The sequence below is a fragment of the Afifella sp. H1R genome (assembly GCF_021462425.1).
Taxonomy (GTDB): Bacteria; Pseudomonadota; Alphaproteobacteria; order Rhizobiales; family Afifellaceae; genus Afifella; species Afifella aestuarii.
Map to the genome: position 1 here is coordinate 17,127 of NZ_JAKEDY010000004.1, position 21,346 is coordinate 38,472.

Sequence of the window (21,346 nt, forward strand, 5' to 3'; positions counted from 1 at the left end):
CTTACGCCGGTTCGGCGTCGATCACGATCGCCGTCACATTGTCGGAGACCTGGGCAAGAAGCGCGTCCTGAACGAGGAGATCGACGGCGCGAGGTCTTTCCTCACGAAGCAGGATCTCGGCGATCGCCCGCTCCGGCAGGGCACGCACCAGAGGAGCGGAACATAGGAGAAAGCGGTCATGTGGCTGCAGGCCGTCACTGAACGTATCCAAAAGAACCGAGGTTTCGGGGCCTCCGATGGATCTCGCGAGGCGTCGCCGGATGCCGACCTCGACGTGATCCCGCGTCAAGCCACGCATCATGCCGTCCCTCAATAGGTAACAGCGGACATCGCCCGCCCACAAAACGGAGAAGCGCCCCGCAAATTGGGCGAGCAAAGCCACGCTGGCGCCGCCGGACGTGCGGTCAGAGGCTGCGGCGCTTCCGTTCATGTCCCGCGCTTGCCCTGCCCGGAGCAGCGTGTGCACCCGTCCGAGCTTGCCTTTGATATCTGCGACGAGCTGGTCCAAGGTCTCGTGCGGCGGGATGTCGTTGATTGCCCGAGCGACCGTCTGTGCGGCCCGCAGTGCTGCACCGTCTTTGCCGATGCCGTCCACGACGGCCATGATCGATGGATGGTCGCGCTGTATGGCGACATCCGCGTGAAGAGACGAGCGCAGCCCTGGATGCTCGCCGAGAGTTGGTGCCAACCGCAGCGGCGGACCGACTGCTTCGATCGGGTTATGTTGGCTGCGGGTCTTTTCGGAGTTGGCCATCCTTCGATGCTCGAAAGCTTCGGCAGATTCGTCTGCGGCGGAAAGGGGGTCGCGGCCGACGGATGTGTGCAAGCTCCTCGGCAGGTGGGAATGCTCGTGCAGGGCCGATCTGTTTGCGGCAGGCGCCGAAGAAAGCATGGTGAGGAGCGCCGCCGGTGTCGGGAGGCCTTCGGCTGTAAAGCCGGTCGGCCAACCGTGCGGTCCACGTTCGGTCCACCATTCTGAGATTGAGGCCGACGGGCGTGAGCTGTGACCGAAGACGGTCGGTGGGCGCAGGCGCCTTAGCTTGTCGCGGAAGACAATGAGATCGAAATCCGGCTGCAGGGCCGTTTCGGCCATGGCTTCGAGTGCGGTGAACCAGGTTCTGTCGTCTGCCACACGTTGCGGGTCCATGGCAGCGTCGAGACGGGCCGCAGCAATGAGAGGAAAGCAGCGCCCGATACGGTCGCGGCTCGGCAGTAAGACGCCAGCCATGCCGTGCGGGCCACAAAGCCCCGCCGCCAGGGTGAAACGCCAGGGCGGCGCCGCGAGAAAGCTCTCCCGCCAGGCGTCGCCAAGCGCCTGACGGCCGGCGACCAAACCTTGCTGCAACCAAGCGCTGAATGCCTCGAGAAAGCGGGGGTCGAGATCGGCCGAAACGAAGTCTCCATGCGTCGGCACTTTGCCGAAGAATCCAGGATGAGCTGCTTCGACATGCTTTTCGGTCCTGCGCCCTCTCCGGCCGATCATCCTCCGCCTCCAAAGGTCGGCCCAAGAGTGAGAGCACGCGCACTTTTTATGCGGGCGCTGCCGATGGGTACTAAAATTGCGATGGGCATTGGAATTCGCTCAGAGCCGGCAGCTGGAAAGGATTGAGGACGGACCCGAACTGGACGTCGAAGACCGCCTGGCGTGGGCCGTCATCGAAGCGCACGCGCATCAGGTCATTGCGATGAGAAACGATCGTCGCGTCATCGAAGATGCGGAATGGCGACCAATCTCCACTGTGCGTCATCGCTTGGCTGATGTCCCCGGGCTGGAAAGCGATGCGCGACTGATTGCCGGTCTCGCTTGAGGGCCAACGGATCGTCTTTCCGATTTTGGGGCCGTGATAATAGACGACGCGCTCGTTCTCGATCTCCAGCAGGACCGCGTTGGCGTTTTGCGAGAGCGAGACAGGCTCCACGTTGATCGCCACAGACGGCTCGTCGCTGTTGGGTGGAAAGAAGGCGCGGCGGATCTCGTGAGCGCGCTCAAATTGGGCGATCGCCTGCGCTTCCAGACCATCGGCGCCGAACGTGCCGCGCCACGTCCAGGGGCTCGCGGTGGTATCGACGAAGGGCGCAAGCCGCTCCTCGAAGAACGTTGCAAAAAGCCCCTGCGGCCCGAACAGTCGGGTGAAGTCGGCAAGGGAGACATCATCCGGCGAATCGCGGGTAAACGGATAGCGGTTGGTGACGGCGGCCGCACACAGGTTCGCTCCGCTGCTTGCCCAGGCTTCGCGGGCGCTCGTTCGGGCCGTCTTCACCGCAAGTGCGCTGATGTCTGCGGAAAGGCCCGCCATCCACGTGGCGACCGGCTCGGGCAAGCGGCGGGCGGTCTGCAGCAAATCCTGGTTCGCCTTGGTGAGCTCGCCCTCCGCATTGAAAACCTCGGCCACGGCCGCTGTGGACGTCGAGGCGCGGGAGAGCTGCTGATAGATCGTGTCGATCAGGGGTTGGAGAGCGGCTATCTGTGACGGCTTCTCGCCCCCATCGGCAGAGGTCGCGTCACTGTTTCGTCCCTCGGCTTGTTCCGGCACTTCCAAGGCGGCGCGCAAGGGTCCGTATGGGTCTGGCGCATTGGCGAGCGCAAGCGGGGACGCAGAGCTCGAGGCCGCAGCCGCGCCAGCGGATTCGGCGATTTCGGTAGCCTTGCCTTCTGTCATGACGGGCCGAAGGTCGGTCGCTTCGGCGACGGCTTGAGCCAGGGACTCAATCGGGCTCGGATCGGTCGCGAGCAATCGCGCGGTTTCGGTCTCTTCCGCCAGTGTCTGACCGGGACGCACCCTGATGTCGCCGAGAAGTTCGGACCAGCGGCGCCGAAATGTGTCGAAGTAGATGTCGAGTGCTGCGTTCGACACGGCGTCGATGGTTGTCGGCTGCAACGTCGACGAAGAACCGCGGACCCAGGTTTCGCTCAACGCTTCGCTCGCTGCGTTGCCGAGGAGCGGCAACACGGCCATACGGTAGCCGTTCCCTGTATAAAGACCGTCGATACCTGCGCGCAGACTGTCGCCCGAAGCGCGTTCGAAAGCGCGTTCGCCGATGGGACCCAAGCCATCAGCCGGCACGAAGGAAGGGAGCGCGCGCGCTATGGGCTTCGATGCGAGGATATCAAAGGCTCGCTGAGCATAGCTGCGGTCGGCGATCTTGTCCCGCGTCTCGGCAATCAGTCGGTTGTCCAGGGTGAGCGGTGGCAAAGTCCCCGTCGCCATGGCGCCCGTATGCGCGACCAGAGCCTCGCGGACGCCGGCGCGTCCCTCTTCGGGATAGAGTTCGGAAAAAAGCTGCTTCGACTGCGAGACGACGTAGTCGGGATCGAGACTGCCGAGGCCGCCCAGCATCCCATAGAGCTTAAGCGCCTCGAAAAGCGCGGCAGGATCGTCGCTTTCGCGCATCGTTGTCTGAAGCTGCACCAACAGGCGCGGCAAAAGAAGGGCGTTGAGAGCTCGCTGATAAGCCGCGCGTCGACGGCTTTCGATCTTGGGCCGTTGATCGAGCCCAAAGCTGGCGGGCCATACGCCGGGACGCTCGAAACTGTCGGCGATCGCGGAAAGGCTGTTGAGAGCGGGCAGGATGCGCAGGAAGTCCGCATCGTCGACATCGCGAACGGGAATGCCTTTGACCGCGTCCTGATAGGCGTCAATCCGCTCTTCAGCCTGCGCGAGCGCTGCCGTGTTCCGAAAATAGGTAAGCGTCCAGCTCGTCAGCACGAAGGCGAGAAGAAGGGCGGCTGCACCGTAGGCTATCCGGCGCACCATCCGCTGACGTGACGACAGGCGCCGATCGCGATTGACGAGTGAGGCCTCGCCGAAAATGACGTCTTTGAACAGGCGGGTAAGAAAATAGCTGCGCCGCATGCGAGGAATCGGCTGAGCGGACAATCCCCGTTCGCCTTCCGTCATCTGAGTTCCGGATGCGAGATAGACGCCGCGCACCAATGGCGCTTCTACCAGCTTCGAACCCGAGCAGAGTTCGACCAGTATCTCATGAACCGTATCCTTGAGAGCCGACAATTCGGCTGGGAAACGAAAGATGCGGCCGCGCACCGCGACATCTGGCTCCTGCTGAAGGCGCTCGATCAGCATTGATCCGACGCGCTCCTGCAAGAGTGAGAATTCTTCGAGAAAGCGCTCGGGGAGGTCCTTGGCTTTGTCGCTGTCCGCGAGATCGAAGGTCATGCCCCAGACCTGTTCCCGGTCGCTCCGGTTGAAGCCGTCGAAGAACTCGATGAAGCCGGTCAGAAGGTCGGCTTTCGTCAAGACCAGATAGGCCGGTATGCGAGCCTTGAGCACCTCGTCCATTTCATTGAGGCGCTTGCGGATGGCGCGCACTTCCTCCAGCCGTGCTTCGGGCGGACGATCGACGAGGTCGGCGATCGACAAGGTGATCAACACACCGTTCACTGGCTGCGAGCGGCGATATTTCCGTATGAGATTGAGGAACCCGTCCCACCCTGCCTTCGCCGCGCCGGACAGATCGTCTTGGGTCGTGTAGCGTCCGGCGGTGTCGACGAGGATCGCCTCCTCACAAAACCACCAATTGCAGCTTCGGGTGCCGGCTATGCCGCGTGTGCCTTCCCCTTCGGCCATGCCGACCGGGAAGGTCAGGCCGGAATGAGTGATGGCCGTGGTCTTGCCGGAGCCCGGCGCACCGAAGAGGACGTACCAGGGCAACTCGTAGATATAGCCGAAGCGCTTGCGCGATACGCGACGCAAGAGGGCCAGGGCCTGCCGGAGCTGGTTGCGGATCTCATCCACCTCGGCGGTCCGCTCGCCCTCGGCGAGCGCCTCGGCATCCTGCTCGATGCCTTCGACCAGCTCATTGTCGCGCCTCCGCGAGCGGAGAAAAGAGATGCCGAGATAGAGAAGCCAGGCGGCAAGGACCACTCCGATGGCAATGAGGCGGTTGCCGGCGCTCGCCAATGGTTGGAAATCGCCGAATTTGAGGAGATAGCCGTAAAACCAGATGACGAAACCGATTGCGACGACCCAGATGACCGAAAGGAATCGGCGGCCGATGAAGCCGGAATAGGCGTCGACGTAAGAGCGGATCGTGTAGAAGTAGCTCAGCGGGTTCATTGGGTCTTGTCTCCGCCTTCAAGAGCGGCCGGAGTCTGTGCTTTGGGTGGGTCGGAGGGGGTCTCCAGCGGCGTACCTTCTGGCGCTTCCTGCACAGGCGTGCCCGAAGACGTCTGGTTGAGTCGGGCCGCCGCGTCGGTGAGGACGAGGATCTCGGTGCGCCGATTCATTTCGCGCCCCTCAGGTGTGTCGTTGCTGGCGAGCGGGTCGCTATCGGCACGTCCTTCCGTGGTGATCGCGCCCGGCCCCGTGTAGAGAGCGAGGATGTCGCCGACAGCTTTCGCGCGGGCCTCAGACAGATCCCAATTTGAGGGGAACTGGACCGTGCGGATCGGCACGTTATCGGTGTAGCCGACCACGACGGCTTTGAATCCCTCCGACGACAGCGCGCCGCCGATACGTTGGATCAGGCCGCGAAAATCCGGGTTCACGTCGGCACTGCCCGTCTCGAACAAGCCGGAATTGGCGATGCGCACCCTCAGCCGGCCGTTCGCGTCCGATAGTGTCACGAGGCCCGCGTCGACCTCGGGCTGCAGAAAGGCCAGGAGATTGTCGAGACGGCTAGGCTCTTTGGGAGCCTCCGGCTGCTCGACCACGGCCGTGCGCGTAACCGGTTCCTCCTTCATTGGCGGCGTCTCATCCACCTCCGGCGGCATTTCGGGCTCGCTCGGATAAGCTATGGCGGCGAGGCTCGGCGCTTCGTTCGGCGGCAGATCCGCCAGCCGACGGGCCGTCACGTCGGAGTCCTGGTTCAGCCAGAGAGTGAACAGAAGATAGCTGAGCCCGAGCGCCAGAACGAGACATGCCAGGAGCGTCCAAAGCACCGTGGCGGTGCGCAACGGCTTGTGACGAGCCACCACTCCGCGCCAATGGGGCGAGAGCTCCCGCTCGAAGACACCGTACTGGCCGAGGAGCGTCCGGTAGAGGCTTTCGCGGATGCGCTCCAGCTCCAGCGTGCCCCGCGGCGAAACCCGCGTGCGTCCCTCGAAGGCGAGCGACAGACAGAGATAGATAAGGAGAAGCAGATCCTTGTTGGCGCCGGGACTTTGATGGAAATGGTCGAGCAGATCGAAGACACGGTCGCCACCGGTGACGTCCATGTGAAAGGTCGAGACGAGGCCGGACCGGGCCCACCCCATCCGCTCGCTCCACGGCTTCGACAGGATCACGTCGTCGATCGTGGCACAGACGACGTAATGGGCGGCGCGGGCCCGTTCCGGGCTGATGCGGGCGCTGGCAAGATCGCGTTCGTAGCGTCGCACGGCATCGATCACCGCCCCGCGCATCTCGTCCATGTTCGGGGCTTTGGTGCGCTGGCGCAGCTCGTGTGCGAGATTGAGAAGCGGAGCGGCCGACGCGACGAGGACTGGCACCTCTTCGCCGCCGAACCGGAAGTCGCGCATGATGGCGGACGCCGACCAGCCCGTTGCCGGGCGCGGCTCGTCAGGCGCTTCCGCTTCGTTGCCAGACGCCAGGATGTCGTCGAACGCCATGTTGTCTTGCGCGGCGGCGGGATCCGGCTTGGCGTCACCGTTTGGATCGCCGTGAGAGGGAAGGTCGCTCATTCTCGTAGCGCCCACAGTTCCATTTCAAGGTTGGGGAAGTCTCCCGCCAGATGCAGCGCGATGGCAGCCGACGTGTCGAGCTGGCGCCAAAGCGGCGATCCAGTGTCGAGTTCGAAATAGACCCGGCCAGAGCGGTAGGGCAGCTGACGTGGCAGCACCGGCAGCGGGCGCACCGGAATGCCGGGCAGGGCCACGTTGACGAGTTCGACGATGCGCTCGACCGGGCCGACCTTGATCTGCGCGGGCAGCTTGCGACGGATCTCCTCGCCCGGCATGTCTGCGCCGACCACCAGGACAAAGCCCGCACTGGCCAGAAGCGACCGGTCGGGAATTGTGCCCACTCGGACGCCGTGCCGACGTTCGACCAGATCGATGGCGACGGCGGTCTGCTCCAGTACTGCGGAGAGCGACGTGCGCAGATCGTCGAAGACGGCCGCAAATGTCGCCTTGAGGTCGTCATGGCGATAGGGCGGAAACTCGGCGGCGCGCTTGTCCTCGGTGGTGAAGGTGGCGAGTTCGCCGGCCAGTCCGATGCAGAATTCGTAGAGTACGAGAGGATGAAGCCGGGTCGCATTCGCGGCGATGTGCGCAAGCAAGGGATCGGCGCGATTGAGAATCTGCAGGAGAAAGAAGTCGCCAACTTCGGCTGTGCCGCGGATCGTCGGATCACCGATGCGATCTGCGATCGCTTCGGCGCGGTGGCGCACGATGCCCAGAAGTTCTCGGATCAACTCAGCGAGGCGCGGTTCGGCCGCGCAGTTGAGAGACGGGGCGAGATATTCGGGATCGAGGATGACGGCCCGGTCGGAACGAACCTCGACGACACGGGCCAACCCGATGAGATCGTAACCGGCCAATTCGTCGCCGGTCTTCAGGAAACGCAGGTTCAGTCGGGAGATATCGATCGGTGCAATGAAGTCCGTATCGAGATTTGCGTCGGGCGCGTCGAAGTTCGAAGCGGCGAGCCTGACGCCAGCACGCGCATCGCCGCCGTCTACGACCGAATAGGCGCGGCCGGGGCGCCGTCCGGGCAGCGCCAGATAGATGACCTGCTGCTTTGCGGTTTCTTCAAGCGCGACCGGCGGGGGCAAATCGGTATCGCCGGGTGCCTCGAACGGAGTGCCGTCGGGCAGGATGCCCCTGACGCTGGACAGGGCGAATTGGCCGACAGCGAGTGCGCCGTGATCGATCTCGATCTCGGAGATACCCCAGGGATAGGCCACGGTTTCCTGACTGGAGGTGCGCACGAGGCGCTCCGTCCAGCGGTCCGCTTGCTGGAAGTGTTGTACGCGAAGGAACATGCCCTCGCTCCACGCGACACGGTTTTCGTCCTTCATCTGCTTCGCTTCAACCTGTCTTCGACGCTACTGGCGGTATCGATGTCTTCATCGCCTGCGATGAGAGACTTTAGAAATTCCTGAACTGAGAGGTCGCGGCCATCCTGTCGGAACTGTGCGCGGTAGGCGCGCCAGTAGTCGCGGCGTGGCCACGGCAAGACCGTGCCCGCACTGGCGTCTACACGGGCTTCGAGCGCGCGGGGCTCCAGCCTCGGTCCGAGCTCACGCAGCAACCGGTCCAGCGTCTCGCGGAGGATGGTCTGGCGTTGTGTCAGGGCCGCGATCCGGGTGCCGATGTCCGTCTGCCGCGGAAACGGCCCGGCGCCGGAATGACTGATCTCAAGGCCGAACAGACGGTAGATTTCATCGAGAGAATCTTCGCACTCGCGCAGCATCGGCAGCAGGTGAGAAGTGGCTTCTCCACGGCCAAAACCGCCGCCGGGATGCGACGGCTCGGCGGTCTGCGCATTTTGCTCACGCTGCGCCGGCTGATCGGGCCGTTCCGCCGGGACCGAACCAGTCTTCCGGGGCGGTCCGAGAATATCGGCAATCGCCTGTTCTGTGGTGTCTCCCGGATCTGTCTGCCCCTCCGCAGCCAGGGGCGGGGCATTCGGCGTCCCGTCGGGATCAGGTCCGGCGGGGCCGCTTTCGCTCAACGGCGCGTGTGGGTCCGTTGCGTGATCCGGCTCGGAGGTCGAAGGCGTCGGGCGCTCCTCGGGTGTCGAACCGGCAGTCGTCTCCCCCGGCTCCGGTCTAGGTGGCGCCAGCGCATCGAAGGCGTCGTCGGGAATATCAGCAGCCGGGTCGGGCCTGCGGCGGCGGCGCCTTGCACCCATGCGGGGAACCGCGGTGCTTAGCGCGGGCCGGTGCTCGATGTTGCTGGCATAATCGCCGCCAGCGTCGGCATTCCAGTCGTTGGGCAGGAGCGGTTGCGTTGCGTCTGTTTCGGGTGGTCCGCTCCAGCCGATCTCAACCTCGCGGGAGGAGGGGACCGTAAACGTGTCCCGCCGGGCGGACGCATTGTTGCGTTTACGGTTAGAGGCCTCGCCGTCATCCCAAGCCGCGGCGCCGCTGAGGCCACTTCCCCGCTGACGTCCCGGCGCCACGTCGGCCAGGATCGACGAAATGGTCGGCGCCTCGTCGCTGAGACGTAAGTCGGCGTCAGGGTCATCCAGATCAGGCTCGGATTCTCCGTAAAGTGCCACCTCGAAGACGAGTGCGCCGAACGCGATGACAGAACCGGACGCGAGCCGCGCTGTCTCGCCCTGGCGCAACAGATTGCTGTCGACACGGATCCCGTGCGCGCTGCGGTCCTCGAGGACGAAGGATGAGCGGTCACGGCTGATGATGCAGTGAAAATCGGACAGCGTCCCGTCCTGATCCTCGACGACCCAATCGCAGTCCGGACTGCCGCCGAGGCTGCGACGACCGCGCTCGAACGTCCATGGCCGACGCGATCCCCGAACCGGTTGCCCTGCGGTCTGTCGTAACTCAAGCCGCATGTGAGGCTCCTTTCTCCCCGGCCTCCGCCGTGTAGAAAGCCTCGTCGCTGTCTCGCGCAGCCGGGGCAACGCGTGCCCAGCTGTTCCAGCCGAGCCGCGGTTGGGCGGCGCCCGCGCCACCCAATTGGCAAAATGGGACCTGCTCTTTCTTGAGGACCACCTGGACGTCGAAGGTCAGCCCGATGCCGACGAAAAGGCGCGTCAACGCCACGAGCTCTCTGGCTGCTGCGCCTCCGGGCGCAAACGCACAATAATCGCGATAGTCCAGCGGCCCGAGCACGATCCGAAACCCACTGGAGCGGTCTCTCACGGCCGTGCCGGCCATCGTGTTGACGCCAAGGCGAGCGGTCGGGCCAAGAGCTGTACGGTCGTGCTCGGCAACGGTGAGCCAGCGTGGCCGGAATTGCTCGATCTTCACCGGGAGACCGGTGAAGTCGGCGAGCATGGCTCTCAAGTTGGAAGCGTTGCGGGTGCGCTGCGCGAAGAAACCGGCGAAACGGAGGATCACGTCGGTATCGAGGCCACTCGTCTCCTTGAGGCCGCGCGTTCCGAAGCCGGTCAGCGAGAATAGTGCCGTCAGGAAAGCGTTGCCGGCGCCACGCCCGCCCCAGCGCAGCCGTCTGGCGAGGCGATACTTCTCCGCCGCGGCGAAAAAGAGCGCTGCCAGGCGGGCACCGAAAACGTCAAAAAAGGCAAGCAAGGCGTGCGAGCGGTTGCGCTCTTCGCGCATCACCGCCTCGTCATAGGATGGCGGCAATACGCCGAGCGGGCCGATCAGGCCCGATACAGGCGTGGCGGCAATCGCGCCGTTGCGGCCTTGGTCCAGCACAACCGGCACCGATGCTGGAGCCACGCCAAAGGGTGACGTGATGTGAACGTCCGCGTCTTCGACCGCCAGACGAAACGCCGTTGAGGGCTCGAACAGCCCAGGCTCCTGGATCAGTCGCTGGCGCAGGCGTGAGATGTCGTCCGCTGGTTCGGTCGCCGCGGGCGCTACGCTGTTGGGTTTGCGAAGGGCGCTCATATGAGCGGCCTTTCCGCGGCGCGGGCAGGGAAGCGGGCCACCGGGCGCGATTGGCCCCTGAGGTGAACGGTGAGGCGGCTGTAGCTGTTGATTGCGGTATAGAGGCCGAAGAAACGATCGAGCACGGCGGAGAACAAATACGCCGAGGGCCTGTCGATCATTGCAGGATCGAACGTCAGATCGATTTCCGTACCCGGAACCATGCCGCCGCCGGCGATCCGCGCCGTCGCGCTCCGCACCTCGATCCCCGAGATCGAGTCGATGATCTGACGTGTTTCCGAAGTGTCGCGGAAGGCATAGAGCTTCAAGACATCCTTAAGCGCGCCGCCTCCGCGATCGGCCAGAGACAGATGGTTCAGAAGAAGGTGGGAGGCGAGGCGCCAGTTGCGGCCATCGCTATCGGTCAGGCGAACCGAGGGGGTCGGAGGAAACAGCGCCTCCACGGCACCGACACCGTCGGTGCTATCCACCAATTCAAGGCGAGGATGTCCGCCGCCGAAAGGCAAATGTTCGGGCAGGTCTCGGTTGAGGCACAGAGCTTCTACACTCGCGACCGCGTCGAGCGGGCCGGTCACTCTCCGCGCTTCGTCGACAAAGGCAATGTCGATGTCGCTGGTGTGGTCCTCTTCGTCGAAGCGGCGAGTGATTTGCCAGAAGACCGGCGGCCCGGAGGTGCGCGTGCGCCCAAAGAATGGCTGGCTTTGGTGGCTGGCGCCGCTCCGCTCGTTGATGCTCACGCTGTCGATCGACTGGATCTCGCGCGTCTTCTGGCGGCGTGAATCCGGCAAGAGACGATACTCGGTGCGGGTGCCATCGAGGGTGATCGGCTCGCAGCTCTGGCGAAACAGATTGACCACCGGGGAGGCATTGAGAACGAAGTCTCGGGCCGAGACAGATTGTTCGAGTGCGCTATCCGTCTGATCGAGATAGATAAAGATCTCGACGGCATCTCCGGCCCACGCGTCGATTCCACGAATATCGAGGAACAGGAACTTCTGCGGCAGGGCGAAGAATTCGGTGAGCAGCCGGTATCCGACAAAACTTGAGGCCGGATAGGGCAGCATTCCTTCGCCCTCGCCAAAGCCGATGGGGCTGAGGTTCGACGCCGGCAAACGTATCGGATCTGTGTCTCCCGAATGTCGGGCGAGCGCTATTCCGAGCGTGTGGTTCATCAGAAGTTCGGCGAGGGCGCTTGCTTGACGCCAAGGGGCTGCCAGGAACAGGCGGAGCCGGTCCAGGCCGAGGCCGGCAATGCCGCCCTGGCCGCTGCGAGCGCGCAGCGACAGTCGAAGACAGGAGGCGGCCCCGTGATGGGGAGCCGGCGCATCCAGCGGCTGGCCGGCGAGGCTCGCGGCAGTGAGTGTGATCGGCGCGACGGCAACATCCTGCGTGGTGCGGAAGCGGCAGCTTTCTCCGCCCACGGGTTCCGCGCGGATCTCCGAATGGCGTGGAATCAGACGCACATTCGCCAGATTGGCATCCGGCTCGAAACGCACCACGGACATGGAGGGAATCGGTGCGAGGTAGTGCGGATAGAGAGTTTCGAGCAGCCCGTCAGTCAGCTCGGGAAACTCGTCGTCGAGCTTCTGGCGCACGCGTGCTGCCGAATAGGCGAAACTCTGAACCAGTCGCTCCACATGAGGATCGTCGGCGACCTCTCCGGTCAGTCGCAGGCGCCCGGCGACTTTCGGAAACGCCGCGGTAAAGCGGGAGGCACGCTGGCGCAGTGCATCGAGTTCCTCGTTATAACGTGCGAAGAAACCGTCAGTCACCGGGCGCCTCGAGCTCGATGCGGTTGGTAGAAGGGTCGACCATCGATTCCAGGCGGATCGGCGGCATTGCCTCGTTCACTCGGAAGTGAGCCTGAATGCGCATCCGCAACGCGCGGTCGCCGTCGCCGCGGCCCTTGAGAACGGTGACCTGGACGTTGGACAGCCGCGTCTCGAAGAGTTCGATGCGCCGTTCGATGGCCCGTGCGAAACGCGCCTTGGCGGCGGGCGAGCCGAGGCTGGCCCCGACGAAGCCTTCGATGCCGAAGGAGGTGAGCGCGCTGTCCAGATGCGACTGACCGGGAGGCGGCGAAACCGGGGGCTGGCGTGTATTGAGCAATGCCTCCAGATCACGACGTATCGCTTCGCGCAGGCGGCGAACTTCATCCACCGGACGTAATGGTTGGTCTTCGATGCGATCGGGCTCGGCATCGAGCAGGCGGTCGAGCAGGGGCTGCGAAATGCTGCCGCGGCCAGGCACAAAACGGTCGAGAGGGTCAGCCATAGCTTGCCTCCGCCGCGCCGGCCTCGCCAGCCGCCTGACCGAGGCTTTCGACCTCGCGCGCGGCCATGAGCGCATCGCCTGAAAGGAAACAGCGCTGGCCTCGACCGGCGGTGATCCCGCTCGGGCATTCGTCCCACACGGTCTCCCAGCCGAGTTGCAGCGCGGGCTCGTCACCTGAGCCATGATAGATCATCGGCAGGAGAACCGGTCCGACGCTGCCATCGGTGAGGCCGAGTTCTGCAGGTCGGAACGCGAGATCCCGCGGCCGCGTCATCGGCGCCAATGAAAGTGCCTGAATGCGCTCGAAATCGACCCACAGATAGGCGCCGCCGGAGGTCAGGACCTCGAGGGCGTGCGGGATACGATCGTCGCAATCCCGGAAATCCTGGACAGCTTTTCCGTTGACCGTCATCGCTCGGGCGCCGCGAGCCGTCTCCAGGGCGTCCAGGATGGCCAAAGCCGTGTCGCGATCGGAATCTCGATGAGCGATCGAGAGCTTCAACGCGAGCTGGTCGCACGGACTTGGCGCGCCCGGAAAGTCAGGCACGGCGCCGGTTTCGAAAAAAGCGTCGCGCGCCGCCATGGCGCGTAACTCGGCCCTGAGCCGGGCCAGGCCAACCGCGTCTTCCGGATCGAGGGAGGTGGCCAAAGCGCATTGCTTGTCGGCGCGTTCATAGGCCCCGGCGAGAATGAGAAGGTCGATGAAGAGGACGCGTGTCTTTCGGTCTTGCGGAGCTTCGCGGACTGCTGCACCCGCATGCTCTATCGCCTCTCCGAGAGCATTTTTGTCGAGATAGTCCGCGACTGCGTCGGCAATCGTCATGCGAAGACCCTTTCCTCGGGAGCTGCCTCCCCGCTTTGAGATCGCGCGGTCTCGGCCTCGGTTTCGGCGACGAGGTGGAAGCTCGTGGTGACGTCGTCGAGTTGGAAATGAGGCTGCAGGCGCACGGTGCAGATGTAGCTGCCCGGTTTGCCCGGAAGGTTGCCGACCTCGATCCCGGCCGAGCGTAGCGGAAAGCGCGTGCGCAGCTCGCTGCTGGCGTCGTCATTGCCGAGCGTATAGCCGGCCAACCAGTCCGCGAGCCGTCGTTGGATCGTCGCCGCATCGGACAGGCGGCCGATCTCGTCGCGAAGGATCACTTTCAAATAATGCGAGAAGCGCGAGGCGCAGAGCACATACTGCAGCATTGCCGCCAGCCGCGCATTCTGTCGGGCGCTCTCGCTGGAATGGTGCGGCGGAGCATGCAGCGATTGGTTGGAGTTGAAGACGATATTGGACGACAGATAGGTGGTCTCGATTGGCACGATGCCGAGATCGGACAATTGCTGTGCGTGACGCACGGTGATGCGCGCCTCGACGGGCGATTGCGCGGAGAGGCCGCCGCTCTCTGTGCCGAAGTCATAAGGCGGAAGCTCGGTTGCCCCGAGCATGCCGCCATCGACTCGGTCCTGGCTGACGCCCCGAAGATCCGCGAACCAGCCGGTCTCGATAAACGTGCGGATCACGACGACCGCAAAGGCGAAGGCGCCATTGCCCCAGAGAAGGGTCGAGGCATCGGCGGCAATTGTCTCTCGGAATGGAAAGCCGTCGTCGCGGCGTCGATCGTAGGCCCGGTGCGGCTGACGCAGGAGGACGCGCGGCGCCACCAGTCCGAGAAAGCGCGCGTCGTCGTGCGCTCTCAGCGTGTTCCAGCGGATCATTGCGGGATCGTTCTGAGCTTGCGCCAGATTCTGAACGCGATTGAGGTCGCGGAAATGGCCGAGCCCGGTCGCCTCGGGCGACGCTCCGGCGATAACCGGGCAGAACGCCGCGGCGGCGACGCTTGCAAGGGCGGTCAGCATCCCTACGGGGTCGCCGTCTTCGCTTTTGTCCTCGGGTGAGATCATGTAGTCGGCGATCAGAAGGCCGAACGGCTCACCCCCCGGCATGCCAAACTCCCGGCTGTAGACGAGCTCGAAGAGATGGCTCTGGTCGAAATCGCCGGCCCGCTCCAGACTGCGTGCCAATTCTCGGCGGCTTGCCGAGATGACGCGCACCTTGACCTCCTCGCTGCGCGCTGCCGTGCGCACGATAAGAGCGAGGCCGCGCCAGCGCGCCTCCATCTCCATGACCTGCGGATGATGGAGAATGGCGTTCACTTGGCGTTCGAGAGCAATGTCGATGCGCGCGATCAGCCGGCTGACATCGCTGCGCCATTCCAAATTGCCGGTCGTATCCATGTCGCCCCCCGCGACTGGTTGGACCGGCGCCAAGGCTGCCGGTCCAAATTGAGCCGCTAACCTTTCGATGGAATACGCGCGACCATGCGCAATGACGTCGTCAGCTCTTCAAGCTGGAGCCAGGGTCGAAGATGAGCGATCGCATTGTAGGAGCCAGGCCGCCCCGGCACCTCGCGAACCTCGACCCTCGCCTCGCGCAGGGGATAGCTCGCGCGCGATTCTTCGCCGGCTTCCTCGTTGGCGTTCACATAATTCGAGATCCAACGGTTGAGCCAGTTTTCGACGTCGTCGGCCTCCATGAAAGAACCGATTTTGTCCCGACCCATCACCTTCAGGTAATGGGCAAAGCGCGACGTCGCCATCATGTAGGGAAGGCGTGCCGAAATCGCTGCATTGGCCGTGGCACTGGGCAGGTCGTAGATCTTCGGCTTATGGGCCGTCTGTGCGCCGAAAAAGACCGCATAGTCCGTGTTTTTGTAGTGCGACAGCGGCAGGAAACCGAGCTTGCCGAGTTCGGCTTCGCGGCGGTCGGTGATCCCGACCTCTGTCGGGCACTTCAAATCCATGTCGCCGTCGTCGCTGGCGAAGACGTGGGTCGGCAAGTTTTCTACCTTGCCGCCGTTCTCCGCGCCGCGGATCGCTGTGCACCAGCCGCTTCTTGCAAAGGCGTCGGTGAGCCGCGTGCCCATGACATAAGCGGCGTTCATCCAACAATAATGGTCGTGAGGAAGTTCTGCGCCCTTCGCGCCATCCGTCTCGTCGAACGCGAATTCGTCGATGCGCACGGTCTCAGGACTGTAAGGCATTCGGGCGAGAACCCGAGGCATGGCAAGCGCCACAAAGCGAGAATCGTCGCTTTCGCGGAAGGAGCGCCATTTCGTGTATTCCACGGTCTCGAAGATCTTTTCGAGGTCTCGCGGACGAGCCAGCTCCCGGAAATCGTTGAAGCCCATCATCTTTGGGCTGGCGCCTCCGATGAAAGGCGCGAACGAGGCGGCCGAGATTGCCGAGATGCCCTGTAGGAGCTGTACGTCCTCGAATGAATTGTCGAACTCGTAGTCGCCGACGAGTGCACCCATGGGCTCGCCGCCGGGCGTGCCGAACTCGTCTTCGTAGATCGACTTGAAAAGCAGCGACTGATCGAATTCCACGGCCTTGTCGAGATCCCGCGTCAGATCCCGCTTGGTCGCGTTGAGGACGCGGATTTTGAGATTGGCGCTGGTCTCGGAATTCTTGACCAAATAGTGGAGGCCACGCCACGTCCCCTCGAGCTTGCTGAACTCCGGCGTGTGCATGATGGCGGCGAGCTGACGCGAAATGACGCGGTCGATCTCGGCGATCGCCTTGTTCAGGGTGACGGTGAGGTTGCGATCGTAGACGACCGTTCCCTTGAGCGCCTGATCTGTCAGGGTGCGCAAGAGGTTTTCCGCACGGTCGGGCGTCGTCTGCCGGGTGGCGGAGACGACTTTGGCAAGAAGATTTTCCTCCTCGACCGCGACCTCAGCCTTCGGCTCCAGTTGCGTTTCCTGGCTCATGTCAGGTCTCCCTCGACTTATTCTGGCTCACTGCTGCTCGCCTCGGCCCGTCGACGATTGGACAATTCGCCGACAAGCTTGTCGAGGTCGCCCTTGTTCTGCAGAACGTCTTCCAGAAGACGCTCCAGGTCTTCGGAGCGATCGGCTTTGCTCATCAGGTCGCGCAATTCATTGCGGGCATCGAGCAAAGCCTTCAGTGCAGGTACTTGATTGACGACTGCGCCTGGCTCGAAGTCGGCAAGACTATCGAAGCGCAGCGACACCTGCATGTCGGTGCCGTCGTCCGCCAGCGTGTTCTCGACCGAGAGGTTGAGGCCGGGCGTCATGCGCCGCATCACCTCGTCGAAATTGTCGCGATCGATCTGCACGAACTTGCGCTCGCCGAACGGCTTCAGAGGTTCGGTCGGATCGCCGGAAAAGTCCCCGAGGACACCCACGACGAAAGGCAGCTCCTTGACCACCATCGCGCCTTCGGTTTCCACCTCGTATTTGATGTGGACTCTCGGCTTGCGGACCCTTTCCAGTTTCTGGTGAACGCTTTCCATTGGTTCGCTCCTTCAAGAGATTGATGGACGTCGCGACGACGTGCTGGCCATGGTCACGATGCGGCCTCGCCGTTCTCAGCCCCAGCTTTGGGCGGCTGGATGCCGGCAGCCGTAAGCACCTGCTTGCGAGTTGCCGGATCGGGCAGAAGCTCGCCGAGCAGATCGACGAAATCCATCCGCCCACGGCGCACCAGCGTTTCGATCGAGGCCGCAATGGGCGAGTGGGGTTCGCTCCTGCGGAAATACCGGGCGATCAGCCCCAACGCCTCAAACGCCTCATCGCGTGATCCGATGACCAGAGATCCAATCCTGGGCGCCGACAGCTCGACAGCGCCATCGGATTGATCCGCACCATTGCCGGACGTGCTCGGCGAGATTTCTTCGTTTGCATTTGAAAAGGGGCGCGCGCCGGTTTCATCGGACGCGGCTGCGCGATCGTCTTGGAGGTTGGCGAGGACACGAATGGCAGCGGCTGCCTCGGCGAGGACAGTGCGCGTGTTGGAACTGGGCGGAGCACCGGCGCCGCACCGCTCATCGACGACCGCCACCAGTTGGTTGAATGCGGCAAGGCATTCCGTCGCTTCTCGATGGCGGGTGGCCATCGCGCCGGTTCCGGCTTCGCTGACCGCTTCGTCCAGCGCCTCCTTCCGGTCGGCGCTGTCGTCGCGTTGCGACAGCTGGTAATCCCATAGGCTGTGCTCGCCGAAATGTGCTCCTGGAATGAGAGGGGTGAGGCGGACAGGCTGAATCAGGGTGCCCTCGCCACCGATGCCGTTCAAGCCGGCCAGTGGAGCCACCTTGTCCTCCAATTCGCCATCACCGACCGAGTGCAGATCATCCCAATGGTCTGTGACGAGCGCTGTCATCGCCGTGAAGACGTCGCGCAGCCCCGCGAAGCCCTCCAGCCGCAGTTGAGCTTCGGCGAGCCAGGCGAGGATTTCGAGATCCTTCGCGCGGTTGATCAGGATGTCGTTGGCGAGGTCATGAACCTCGCGCCATTTTGGAGATAGCCGGATGGGCTCGCTGGGCGCGATCGAGCGTTCTTCGCTGCGAGCGGCGTTCCGGCTGTCCTTGATCCGGTAATAGAGCTCTCGCGTGTCCGGCGATCTGCGTGGATTCCCACCGCATGGCGTTCGCGAATCGAAAGTGGCCATGATGGCAGGAATGTCCAAACGCACGATGCAACCTCGGATTACAGCGCAACCTAATCGAGGAGGCCGTCAAAGAGCGACCCTTCCGACACATGGGCTCCGAAGCGGCGAAAACGTCGCTGCACAGAAGCTCAAGAAAGATTGTTTTATCGCCAATATCTCGTCAGTAAAGACGGGCTTCACAAAAAAAATATCTTGGAGTTTTTTAATTCTGCCATATTCTTGAAATGGGCTGCCCGCGATGATAGCGGCCTGACTGGGGGGCGAGTGATTTATCCATGTCGCGGATCAGCATAGATAAAATTATAGAGAAGTTAGATTCGGTTTGCCGGGCATCTCTGGAGAGAGCTGCTGTAATCGCGGCCGGATCATCTAACGTGACCGTGGACATCCCTCACTGGCTTTCCGCCCTGCTCGATGAGCGGGAAGTGCAGGAACTGCTTGATCGTAATCGCGTTTCAGTTGAATCGGCGCGCCGCGAACTGACGTCCGCCCTCGACGATTTGCCACGAGGCGACGGACAATCGCTGACGCTTTCGCCGAACCTCATCCTTTGGGCGCGGGAAGCTTTTACGCTCGCCAATTTGCAATATGGTCGATCGCGTATCGCGTCGGGTGATTTGCTCGCGGCACTCCTGGATGAGCCGACGTTGCGGGCGATTCTGCGAGGAGCCGTACCGTCCTTGAGGGCGCTGTCGAGCGAGGCGCTGGACGCTGAACTTCTGGCGGCAAGAGGCGATCAGGAGGAAGCGCGCGCCCTGCCATTGGCGGCGAGAGCCGGGACGGGCGACGATTTTCTGGCTCTGTACACTCAGGATCTGACGGGGGCGGCCCGCGAAGGGCGGATCGACCCGGTGATCGGCCGAGAGCGCGAGCTGCGGCAGGTGGTCGACGCCCTGATGCGGCGGCGTCAGAACAACCCGATTCTCGTCGGCGAGGCGGGTGTCGGCAAGACGGCGATCGCGGAAGCGCTGGCGCTCGAGATCGTCTCCGGTGCGCTACCCGAACAGCTGGCCGACGTCCGTCTCTTGTCTCTCGATCTCGGCCTCCTGCAGGCCGGTGCCGGGATCAAAGGTGAGTTCGAGCGGCGGCTGCGCGGTGTGATCGATGCCGTGAAGGCGAGCCCCGAGCCGATCATTCTGTTCATCGACGAAGCGCACATGCTGATGGGGGCGGGCGCCCAGGCTGGCCAAGGCGATGCGGCCAATCTGTTGAAACCCGCGCTGGCGCGCGGCGAGTTCCGCACGCTCGCAGCGACCACCTTCTCCGAGTACAAGCGCTATATCGAAAAGGATGCGGCTCTGACCCGCCGCTTTCAGGCCGTCAAGGTGGATGAGCCAGACGAAGGCCGTGCCGTCGCTATGCTCCGCGGCATCGCCGATCGTTTCGAAGCGCACCATGGGGTGGTCATCCGCCACAGCGCGCTGGCCGCCGCCGTCTCGTTGTCTGCGCGCTACATCCCCGACCGGCAATTGCCGGACAAGGCGATCAGCCTCATCGACACGGCGGCCGCGAGCGTTGCGCTCGGCCGTCACGGCCCGCCGGATCCGATCCGCGCGGCAGAAGCTGAGAAACAGCGTCTCGACGCCGAACATCGGTGGCTTTCGCGCGAGCCGGCGAACACCGAAGCGAGCGAGCGGCTCGCCGCCATTCTGGCGCGGCAGAGCGAGCTTGAAGAGACCATTGCCGAGGTTGAGCGACGCTATGAGGCCCAACGTCGGCTCGCTGACGATGCCGACCGGATCGAGGCGTTGCTCGCGCGTTCCGAGCCGGGCAGGGAGAGCGGTTCGGGGGACGGCGCCCCACCTCGGCGTGCAGCGCGGAATGACGACGCAATCGTGGCCTTGCCTTTGGACGGCGAGCAGGATCACGATGCGCTCCAGGCTGCGCTCGCCGATGCCGAGCGGCGGATCAAGGAAGAGGCCGGGGCCGACCCCTTGGTGCCGCGTGTCGTCGACGGCGAGACCGTCGCCGCCGTCGTCGCGCGCTGGACGGGTATTCCGGTCGGCAAGCTCTTGGCCGATGAAATCGCCACGGTCAGGTCGCTGGACGAGCGGCTGAAGGAACGCATCATCGGCCAGGATCCGGCTCTCGACCGGATCGCAGCCTCAATGCGCTCTGCGCGTGCCGGATTGTCGGATCCGCGCCGCCCGCCTGCAGTGTTCCTCCTCGTCGGTCTGTCTGGCACCGGCAAGACCGAGACGGCGCTGGCTCTGGCCGATCTTCTCTACGGCGGCCCGCAGCACATGACGACCATCAACATGTCGGAGTTCAAGGAGGAGCATAAGGTCTCGATGCTGCTCGGCTCGCCTCCCGGCTATGTCGGATATGGCGAAGGCGGCGTGTTGACCGAGGCGGTGCGGCGGCGGCCTTACGGAGTTCTTCTCCTCGACGAGATCGACAAGGCCCATCCGGGCGTTCAGGACATCTTCTTCCAGGTCTTCGACAAGGGCGTGCTTCGCGACGGCGAAGGCCGGGATGTCGACTTCAAGCACACGACCATCCTGATGACCGCAAACAGCGGTGCGGAGCTTCTGTCTCAGCTGGCCGAAGATCCGGACACCATGCCGACCGGGGACGCGCTCGAGGCCCTCATCGCCGGGGAATTGAAGAAGCACTTCAAGCCGGCATTTCTCGGGCGCACCACCATTCTTCCCTACCTCCCGCTGGATGAGGCGGCACTTGCCAAAATCGTGGCGCTGCAGCTGGAAAAAATCCGCGTGCGCGTGGAGGAGCGCTACGGCGCCGATCTCATCCTGAGCGATTCGGCCCGCAAGCGGCTGGTTTCGGCCGCACGCGTTTCCGAGATGGGCGCGCGCGTGATCGAGGCAATGATCGGCCGGGATCTTCTGCCGCAGATTTCGAGCCTCTTTCTGCAGTCGATGCTGGAAGGCCGCCGCATTCGTCGCGTGAGCGTCAGCCATAACGACGCCGCGGGCTTCGGCCTCGATCCCGTTTATGTCGAGCCAGAAGAAGAATTCGCCGGTTCGAGAGACGAGCCGTCGAAGCGCGCGATGCCGGACGCCGAGTTGGGCGCGCCGGACGTCGCAAAACGCCGTCAGGCATCCGCGTCCTGACAGTTTCTTTTCGTGTCAAAGAGGACCACAGGAGAGTACGA

14 protein-coding genes are annotated in these 21,346 nt (G+C 63.7%); 1 reads left to right on the top strand and 13 read right to left on the bottom strand.

Annotated features, from left to right (window positions below):
- Position 1: 1 nt before the first annotated feature.
- The 13 genes from tagF to tssA all read right to left on the bottom strand — a co-directional run bounded on the left by tagF (position 2) and on the right by tssA (position 18,249).
- Entirely contained in the window at positions 2–1,483 is a 1,482-nt protein-coding gene (gene tagF / locus L0F51_RS19510; RefSeq protein ID WP_234630844.1) for a type VI secretion system-associated protein TagF, read from the bottom strand.
- Positions 1,484–1,553: 70 nt separating this feature from the next.
- Entirely contained in the window at positions 1,554–5,075 is a 3,522-nt protein-coding gene (gene tssM, locus L0F51_RS19515) for a type VI secretion system membrane subunit TssM (RefSeq protein WP_234630845.1), read from the bottom strand.
- Entirely contained in the window at positions 5,072–6,568 is a 1,497-nt protein-coding gene (gene tssL, locus L0F51_RS19520) for a type VI secretion system protein TssL, long form (RefSeq protein WP_370642467.1), read from the bottom strand. Before tssL ends, tssM begins: the two co-directional genes overlap by 4 nt.
- Before the next feature lie 68 nt (positions 6,569–6,636).
- Positions 6,637–7,977, bottom strand: a complete 1,341-nt coding sequence (gene tssK / locus L0F51_RS19525) for a type VI secretion system baseplate subunit TssK (RefSeq protein WP_128293154.1) — start codon at positions 7,975–7,977, stop codon at positions 6,637–6,639.
- Positions 7,974–9,479 carry an FHA domain-containing protein gene (locus tag L0F51_RS19530; RefSeq protein ID WP_234630847.1) on the bottom strand — a complete coding sequence of 502 codons (1,506 nt, stop codon included), beginning with the start codon at positions 9,477–9,479 and terminating at the stop codon, positions 7,974–7,976. The genes tssK and L0F51_RS19530 overlap by 4 nt, the downstream gene beginning before the upstream one ends.
- Entirely contained in the window at positions 9,469–10,503 is a 1,035-nt protein-coding gene (gene tssG, locus L0F51_RS19535) for a type VI secretion system baseplate subunit TssG (RefSeq protein ID WP_234630848.1), read from the bottom strand. Before tssG ends, L0F51_RS19530 begins: the two co-directional genes overlap by 11 nt.
- The gene (gene tssF / locus L0F51_RS19540) at positions 10,500–12,275 is read right to left on the bottom strand and encodes a type VI secretion system baseplate subunit TssF (protein WP_234630849.1); all 1,776 of its coding nucleotides are present in this window, start codon (positions 12,273–12,275) and stop codon (positions 10,500–10,502) included. The genes tssG and tssF overlap by 4 nt, the downstream gene beginning before the upstream one ends.
- Positions 12,268–12,777 (bottom strand): type VI secretion system baseplate subunit TssE, encoded by a 510-nt coding sequence (gene tssE / locus L0F51_RS19545; RefSeq protein ID WP_234630850.1) that lies wholly within the window; start codon positions 12,775–12,777, stop codon positions 12,268–12,270. The genes tssF and tssE overlap by 8 nt, the downstream gene beginning before the upstream one ends.
- Complete coding sequence (locus L0F51_RS19550; RefSeq protein WP_234630851.1) at positions 12,770–13,600, bottom strand: type VI secretion system accessory protein TagJ; 831 nt, start codon at positions 13,598–13,600, stop codon at positions 12,770–12,772. The genes tssE and L0F51_RS19550 overlap by 8 nt, the downstream gene beginning before the upstream one ends.
- The gene (gene tssC / locus L0F51_RS19555; protein WP_234630852.1) at positions 13,597–14,997 is read right to left on the bottom strand and encodes a type VI secretion system contractile sheath large subunit; all 1,401 of its coding nucleotides are present in this window, start codon (positions 14,995–14,997) and stop codon (positions 13,597–13,599) included. Before tssC (L0F51_RS19555) ends, L0F51_RS19550 begins: the two co-directional genes overlap by 4 nt.
- 56 nt (positions 14,998–15,053) lie before the next feature.
- On the bottom strand, positions 15,054–16,532 hold the full coding sequence (tssC, locus tag L0F51_RS19560) for a type VI secretion system contractile sheath large subunit (RefSeq protein ID WP_128293171.1): 1,479 nt from the start codon (positions 16,530–16,532) through the stop codon (positions 15,054–15,056).
- Positions 16,533–16,549: 17 nt separating this feature from the next.
- Positions 16,550–17,077 (bottom strand): type VI secretion system contractile sheath small subunit, encoded by a 528-nt coding sequence (gene tssB / locus L0F51_RS19565; RefSeq protein ID WP_234630853.1) that lies wholly within the window; start codon positions 17,075–17,077, stop codon positions 16,550–16,552.
- 53 nt (positions 17,078–17,130) lie between these two features.
- A complete protein-coding gene (gene tssA, locus L0F51_RS19570) occupies positions 17,131–18,249 on the bottom strand; it encodes a type VI secretion system protein TssA (protein ID WP_255701555.1) in 1,119 nt (372 codons plus the stop codon).
- 257 nt (positions 18,250–18,506) lie between these two features.
- Between tssA and tssH the strand changes: the two genes are divergently transcribed.
- On the top strand, positions 18,507–21,305 hold the full coding sequence (gene tssH / locus L0F51_RS19575) for a type VI secretion system ATPase TssH (protein ID WP_234630855.1): 2,799 nt from the start codon (positions 18,507–18,509) through the stop codon (positions 21,303–21,305).
- Positions 21,306–21,346: the final 41 nt, after the last annotated feature.